The 5,935-nt window shown below is 64.9% G+C and carries 10 protein-coding genes and 1 pseudogene; 4 read left to right on the forward strand and 7 right to left on the reverse strand.

The annotated features are described in order from the left end of the window. Both EOA23_RS30445 and EOA23_RS30450 read right to left on the reverse strand, forming a co-directional pair. Nucleotides 1–1,266 (reverse strand): sensor histidine kinase (locus EOA23_RS30445; protein WP_145966523.1); only part of this gene is annotated, 1,266 nt, incomplete at its 3' end. After that, nucleotides 1,263–1,940, reverse strand: a complete 678-nt coding sequence (locus tag EOA23_RS30450) for a response regulator (RefSeq protein ID WP_126061760.1) — start codon at nucleotides 1,938–1,940, stop codon at nucleotides 1,263–1,265. The genes EOA23_RS30450 and EOA23_RS30445, both read right to left, overlap by 4 nt. A 483-nt stretch (nucleotides 1,941–2,423) precedes the next feature. Here EOA23_RS30450 and EOA23_RS30455 point away from each other — a divergent pair, with 483 nt between their 5' ends. The 4 genes from EOA23_RS30455 (at nucleotide 2,424) to EOA23_RS30470 (ending at nucleotide 3,719) form a co-directional block, all read left to right on the forward strand. Beyond that, the gene (locus tag EOA23_RS30455; protein ID WP_126061759.1) at nucleotides 2,424–2,663 is read left to right on the forward strand and encodes a DUF680 domain-containing protein; all 240 of its coding nucleotides are present in this window, start codon (nucleotides 2,424–2,426) and stop codon (nucleotides 2,661–2,663) included. 54 nt (nucleotides 2,664–2,717) lie between these two features. Then, the gene (locus EOA23_RS30460) at nucleotides 2,718–2,924 is read left to right on the forward strand and encodes a DUF680 domain-containing protein (protein WP_127306848.1); all 207 of its coding nucleotides are present in this window, start codon (nucleotides 2,718–2,720) and stop codon (nucleotides 2,922–2,924) included. 253 nt (nucleotides 2,925–3,177) lie between these two features. Beyond that, a complete protein-coding gene (locus EOA23_RS30465; protein WP_127306849.1) occupies nucleotides 3,178–3,423 on the forward strand; it encodes a DUF680 domain-containing protein in 246 nt (81 codons plus the stop codon). 53 nt (nucleotides 3,424–3,476) lie between these two features. Then, on the forward strand, nucleotides 3,477–3,719 hold the full coding sequence (locus EOA23_RS30470; protein ID WP_127306850.1) for a DUF680 domain-containing protein: 243 nt from the start codon (nucleotides 3,477–3,479) through the stop codon (nucleotides 3,717–3,719). 81 nt (nucleotides 3,720–3,800) lie between these two features. On the opposite strand, the gene EOA23_RS30475 is transcribed toward EOA23_RS30470, so the two are convergent. The 5 genes and pseudogenes from EOA23_RS30475 to EOA23_RS36690 all read right to left on the reverse strand — a co-directional run. Further along, nucleotides 3,801–4,316, reverse strand: a complete 516-nt coding sequence (locus tag EOA23_RS30475) for a histidine phosphatase family protein (protein WP_127306851.1) — start codon at nucleotides 4,314–4,316, stop codon at nucleotides 3,801–3,803. Beyond that, the gene (locus tag EOA23_RS30480) at nucleotides 4,307–4,522 is read right to left on the reverse strand and encodes a hypothetical protein (protein WP_127306852.1); all 216 of its coding nucleotides are present in this window, start codon (nucleotides 4,520–4,522) and stop codon (nucleotides 4,307–4,309) included. Before EOA23_RS30480 ends, EOA23_RS30475 begins: the two co-directional genes overlap by 10 nt. Nucleotides 4,523–4,540: 18 nt before the next feature. Then, nucleotides 4,541–5,050, reverse strand: a complete 510-nt coding sequence (locus EOA23_RS30485; protein WP_127306853.1) for a hypothetical protein — start codon at nucleotides 5,048–5,050, stop codon at nucleotides 4,541–4,543. A 30-nt stretch (nucleotides 5,051–5,080) separates the two neighbouring features. Beyond that, a complete protein-coding gene (gene purN, locus EOA23_RS30490) occupies nucleotides 5,081–5,788 on the reverse strand; it encodes a phosphoribosylglycinamide formyltransferase (RefSeq protein WP_127306854.1) in 708 nt (235 codons plus the stop codon). After that, nucleotides 5,785–5,935 (reverse strand): annotated as a pseudogene (locus EOA23_RS36690) (phosphoribosylformylglycinamidine cyclo-ligase); the annotation flags it as partial. The gene purN and the pseudogene EOA23_RS36690, both read right to left, overlap by 4 nt.

Consider the following 5,935-nt stretch of genomic DNA (forward strand, 5'->3'; position numbering starts at 1 on the left):
GAGCCCGAGGCCGCTGCCTTCCTCCGCCGAGCCGGGGAGGCGGTAGAAGCGCTCGAAGACATGCTCCCGCTCTTCCGGTGGAATTCCCGGACCGGTATCCCTGACCGTGAGTTCCGCCTCGCCACTCGAGGCGGAGAGCGCTACCGTGACGCTGCCGCCCGGCCTGGAATAGCGCAGCGCATTGTCGACCAGGTTGACGATCATCTCGCGCAGCATCGTGCCGTCGCCGATCACCGGCACCGGTCCGTTCTCATCGAGGCCAAGGTCGATATCGCGCTTGATCGCCGCCGGCGCCTGCGCTTCCAGCACCTGGCGGGCGGCTTCGGTGAGGTCGATACGGTCGGCGCGCGGCCGCCGGCTGCCGGGTTCCGCTCTCGACAAGGTAAGCAGCTGTTCGGCCAACCGCGCCAATTTGCCGGAACTCGTCTGCAGCGCAACCAGCGCCTCCTGGCGCCGGTCGGCCTTGGTCTCCCGCAACGCATAGCTTGCCTGTGTCGACAGGAGCGCCAGCGGCGTGCGCAGCTGGTGCGCGGCATTGGCGATGAAGCGCCGCTGCGCCGCCATCTGCGCCCGCACGCGCTGCATATAGGCGTTGAGTGCCTCGATCAGCGGCCGGATCTCGCTCTGCGCGCCCGGAACCTCGACCGGCTCGAGATCGCTGCGGCTGCGCGAACGCACGGCGTCGCGCAGCCGGATCAGCGGCGCCAGCCCGCGGCGCAGCCCAAGCAGCACGAACACGCCGGCAATCGCCACCAGGGCAAGCTGCTGTGCGAAGGCGCTGAGCCATAGCCGCTTCACCATCGCGTCATGGCCGGCGAGCGTGACGCCGACCGTGACCTTGATGGGCGAATCCGCGCCGGCGCCGATCACCGCATGGCTGAGCGTCGCCAGGCGCAGCGGATGATCGCGATAGGAGGCTTCGATGCTGCCCCGCTCCGACGCCACGGGCAGGTCGGGATAGCCGGTCAGCAACCGTCCGCCGGCGGTCTCGACGCGATAATAGACGCTGTCGCGGTCGCCTGTGTCGAACATCTCGATCGCCGCCGGCGGGACGGTGGCGTCGAGCACGCCGTCGGCCATCGCCACCTGCTCTGCGATGGCGCGCGCCGAGCCGACCAGCATGCGGTCGGTGACGAGGTCCGCCGTCGCCAGGGCGTTGCGCTGGCTGGTCCACAGATTGATGGCGGCCAAACCGGCCAGCGGCAACACCACCCAAGTCAGCAATTGGATCCGAAGGCTGCCGATCCGAAGACTGCCGATTCTCATGGCGCCGGATCGTCGTGACGCAAGAGGTAGCCGAGGCCGCGTAAGGTGGCGATCTGGACGCGCGATCCCTCGAGCTTCTTGCGCAGCCGGTGCACGTAGATCTCGATGGCGCTTGGGTCGGCGTCGGTGTCGAAGTCGTAGATCGCCGCCGAGAGCGCCGCCTTGCTCACCGTGCGTCCGGCTTTGACCACCAGTTGCTCCAGCACCGCGTGCTCGCGCGGCGTCAGCGACAGTGTCGCGCCGGCAAGCGAGAACAGGCGGGTGTTGGTGTCGAAGACGAGGTCGCCGCAGGAAATGACCGGCGCGGTGCGGTCGTTGGCGCGGCGCAGCTGCACGCGGATGCGCGCCTCCAGCTCCTCGATCTGGAAGGGTTTCGCCAGATAGTCGTCCGCGCCTTCGTTGAGGCCCTTGACCCGGCCGTCGAGGCTGGCATTGGCGGTGAGCACGATCACCGGCACCGGGTTGCCGCGCGCCCGCAGCCTTTTCAGCACTTCCATGCCGCCCATGCGGGGCAGGGCAAGGTCGAGGATGATCAGAGCGTGATCGCCGGCGGCCAAGGCATGCTCGACATCCTCGCCGTCATGCACGACGTCGACGACATAGCTCGCCTGGCGCAGCGTCTTGCTCAGCCAATCGGCCAGTTCGCGATTGTCCTCGACAAGCAGCAGCCGCATCGTTCGTTCGCTGTTTCCTCCCAACGGCGCCGACCTTCGCCGAGGTGGCGGGCGGCGTCCGAATTGGTTCCCTGAGGCAACCGATAGTATCGATCCGCCCGCAAGGCAAACGCGGTTTCCCGGCGGCCGCCATCCCGGTCATGATGCCTGCGGGGCCGCTTGCCCGGTCGTGCAAGTGATAAAACCGAACCGTTCGGTTCAATTAATGTTGACGGTTCGTGTAGCCGTGGTGAACGCTGGCAGGTCCCGTCAGACTGGCATCTCGACGGGTGATCGCCGCAACCTATTGATATGAAAGGATAAGAGCCTGGCCGCTTAGCCTTTCATGGAATTTCAAGATCGAACCGAACGGTTCGGTTCACAACTTTACGTGATTGGAAATGGCAATAGGGCCGACCCATCTCGGGGTGGTCCGAGCGACGCGAATTTCCATCACGGCACGCCACTAGACGGACACGACTTTTGAGATCTGGAGTACCTGAAATGAACAAGATTGCTTTTGCCGCTGCTGCCCTCCTCATCGCCACGAGCGGCGCTTTTGCCGGCAGCGACCATTACGGTTCCGACAACGTCAATCAGCCGGCCGTGACCGCTCCCGCGGGCAAGGTCGACAACAGCATCACCGGTTCGATCCGCAAGCTCGACAAGTTCGAACAGCGCGACTTCCACATCACGCCTGATCAGAACCAGCCGCAGTCGGGCCAGGGCATCTGGGGCCGCTAAGCGGCTCGGATCCAATCAACCGTAACCTCAATTCTCAAATCTGGAGCAACTCAAATGACCAAGATCGCTCTTGCCGCCGCCGCCCTTCTCGTTGCCACCGGTGCCGCTTTCGCAGGCTCGGACAACTATGGTTCGGCCAACGCCAACCAGCCGGCCGCTTCCGTCGACACGTCGTCCACCGCTTCGGTCAAGAAGTCTGATGCGAATGTCCAGAAGCCCCTGACCCAAGGCGCGGACCGCAACCTCTTCGGCAGCCATTGATCGGTCCCGATCTTCGATAAACTCAAAGCGGCGGGCTTGTCCCGCCGCTCTGTTTTTGTGGAGCCGGCTATCCGTTGGCCCGGGCTTTTCCGTGCGTTCGACCAGGCAATTTTGCGAGATCCCAATCGGGGTAAGCGGTCGCGGAAGCCGAAATCTTGATCGGGAATAAATCCGGACTGTTCCGGGTCTTGTCGGCAGCGGGGCCATCCTCCCAAGGCGCCGCCGATGAAACGACAGGACAAGGAACATTGAGATGAACAGGACCGCATTCGTCGCGGCCGCCGTGCTCGCCGCTGCCATGGGCAGCGCCTCTGCCGGCAGCGACCATTATGGCGCCGACGGCGCCAAGCAGCCGGCCGCCAGCGCCGATCACATGATGACCAGCTCGATCCGCGAGCGCGGCACGGCGCATCACCAGGCTCCGGTGACGGCCGCAACCAGCCGGACCGTCGTCGACATCATTGCCCGGCACAACGACGACGGCCTGTGGGGCCGCTGACGCCGCTTCGATCGCCTAAAGACCTCCACACTTTTAACGAAGGAACTTTTGCAATGACCAGGATCGTCCTTACCACCGCAGCCATACTTCTCGGCATGGGTTCTGCCTTCGCCGGCAGCGATCACTATGGCGCGGACAACGTCAACCAGCCGACCGCCGGCATCGATCGCGGGCTCACCGCCTCGGTACGCAAGCACGAGCCCGCCAAGCCAGCCAATGTCGACACCTCGATGACCACCGGATCGGCGCCGTCGCAGGCCTGGCCTGATCCGGGCCAGGGCATCTGGGGCAATTGAGGTTTCACGTCTCAGGATCGCCGAAGGCGGCGGCTTGCTCCGCCGCCTTCGTTTGCGGCGGAAGATTGGCAGCTTCGGGGTCTACTCCAAATCCCTCGGCCTGACGAAATGCGTCAGCCGCGCGCCGCCGAAATCCAGATTCGCCCAGTCGCCCTTTACTGTGAACCGCGCAAGCGCCGCCGTCGGAAACTTCGCTTCGATCTTCATGAACACGCTCTCATCCGACCCGGCGCCGGCCAGCCGCAACACAAACTGCTGCAGGCCGGGATTGTGGCCGATCACCAGCAGATTCGTCGCCTTGGCCTGCCGCACCTGCGCCAGGATCGCGCCGGCTGCTGCTTCGTAGAGCTCCTCGGCAAACTGCGCCGGCGTATGTCCGGACAGTTCCTGGGCGACGAGCCGCCAGGTGTCGCGGGCGCGCAGTGCCGGCGAGACCAAAGCGAGGTCGGGCAGCCAGCCGCGCCGGGCAAGCTCCCGTCCCATCAACGACGCGGTCTTCAAGCCGCGTGGGGCAAGCGGCCGGTCGAAATCGGCAAGTGCCGGATCGTCCCAGCTCGACTTGGCGTGGCGCAGGATGAGGAGCTGTTTCACGGGCATTGTTCAGGATCAGGATTGCCACCAAGTTTGATGCGGGCTTTCTTCTTGATCGCCTCGATGTCGAATGCGGCGAATGGTGCGCTTTCGAGCCCCTCCATCCAGGCTTTGCGCAGCCGCGCAGTTGCGGCATCGCTCGCAATCGGATGCGATGCCTCATCAATCGCTGCGCTGCTTGATTGCCATGAACTGCCGCTGACGGGTCTCAATGGTCAATCCTCCATCTGCTAGGGCTTGGACAGAGTCGGCCGGATATATTCGCTATCAGGCATCGGAAGCCGACCGTCCGTTTCAACGGTGGCCGCCCACATTTGGAAGCTGACGGTGGCCGTGCATCCGACGATTCCCACCCCACGATAGGGTGCACCGAGCGAACACTGCGCCCCTCCGACCTTTGTTGTGAATTCGGGATCCTCGCCGACTTTGCCGAACGAAACGCCATCGACGTCGACAACAGTCTTGTACCCTTGCCACAGCTTAGTCGTTGCCTGCTTGCCGCGAAAGGTGAGCCAGTTCCGACCATCCGAAAAACGGAAGGTGACAGTGCCGTCGGCATTCCTTGTCTGAGTCACTTCGCCAGTGCAGGCGTCGGTCATCTTCTCGTTACGAACGATTAACCTTTTGCATTTGCCGGTGACCGTCCAACTGCCGGTCTGGTCAGCCGCCGCTGCGCATGGCATCCCGGCGACCAGAGCAGATGAGATGAGCAAGCCAGCTATGACGGATTTGTCGAGCATGCTGCCTATCCGATTTTCGAGAAGCAGCCTCTACGGCGTGATCCGCGCCAGCTGCTCCAGGTCCGTCTCCTCGCGCAGCGGGTCCGGCGCCATCACGACCGAGCTGGCGTTGTCGGCGTCGTCGGCGAAATGGGCAAGCACGGTGTGGCCCTTTTCCATGCTCGCCTTGCCCTCGGCGACGAGACCGAGCGCCAGCGCATAGAGCCGATGCTCGGCCTTCAGCACGCGCGCGGCAAGCGTGTCCTCATTGTCGCCGACCATCACCGGCACGGCGGCCTGCGCGATGATCGGGCCGTCATCCATCTCCGGCGTGACGAAATGCACCGAGCAGCCATGGATGCGCACGCCGGCGCGGATCGCCCGCGCATGCGTGTCCAGCCCCTTGAAGGCGGGCAGCAGGGCAGGGTGGATGTTGACCATGCGCCCCTGCCATTTCTCGACAAGGCCGCGGCCGAGGATGCGCATATAGCCGGCAAGCGCCACGATCTCGGCGCCGAAGCCGGTGAGCGCGGCGTCGATCGCGGCGTCGAAAGCGTCCTTGCTCGGATGGTCGGCGCGCAGGATGACCTTGGTGGCGATGCCGCGCGACTGCGCGATGCCGAGGCCGGCGGCGTTTGCGCGGTCGGAGATCACACCGACGATTTCAGCCGGATAGCTTGGATCGGCGGCGGCCGCGATCAGCGCCGTCATGTTGGAGCCGCGCCCCGAGATCAGGACGACCGTGCGTTTCCTGCTCATAGGCCGATCGAGCCCCTGTAGATGACGCCGGCGTCGCGACGCGGCACGATCCGGCCGATCGGCGTCACCGTCTCGCCGGCTTCCTGCAGCACCGCCGCGACCTGCGCCGCCTGGCCGGAGGCGACGGCGAGGATCATGCCGATGCCG

The organism is Mesorhizobium sp. M2A.F.Ca.ET.042.01.1.1 (genome assembly GCF_003997405.1).
Taxonomy (GTDB): domain Bacteria; phylum Pseudomonadota; class Alphaproteobacteria; order Rhizobiales; family Rhizobiaceae; genus Mesorhizobium.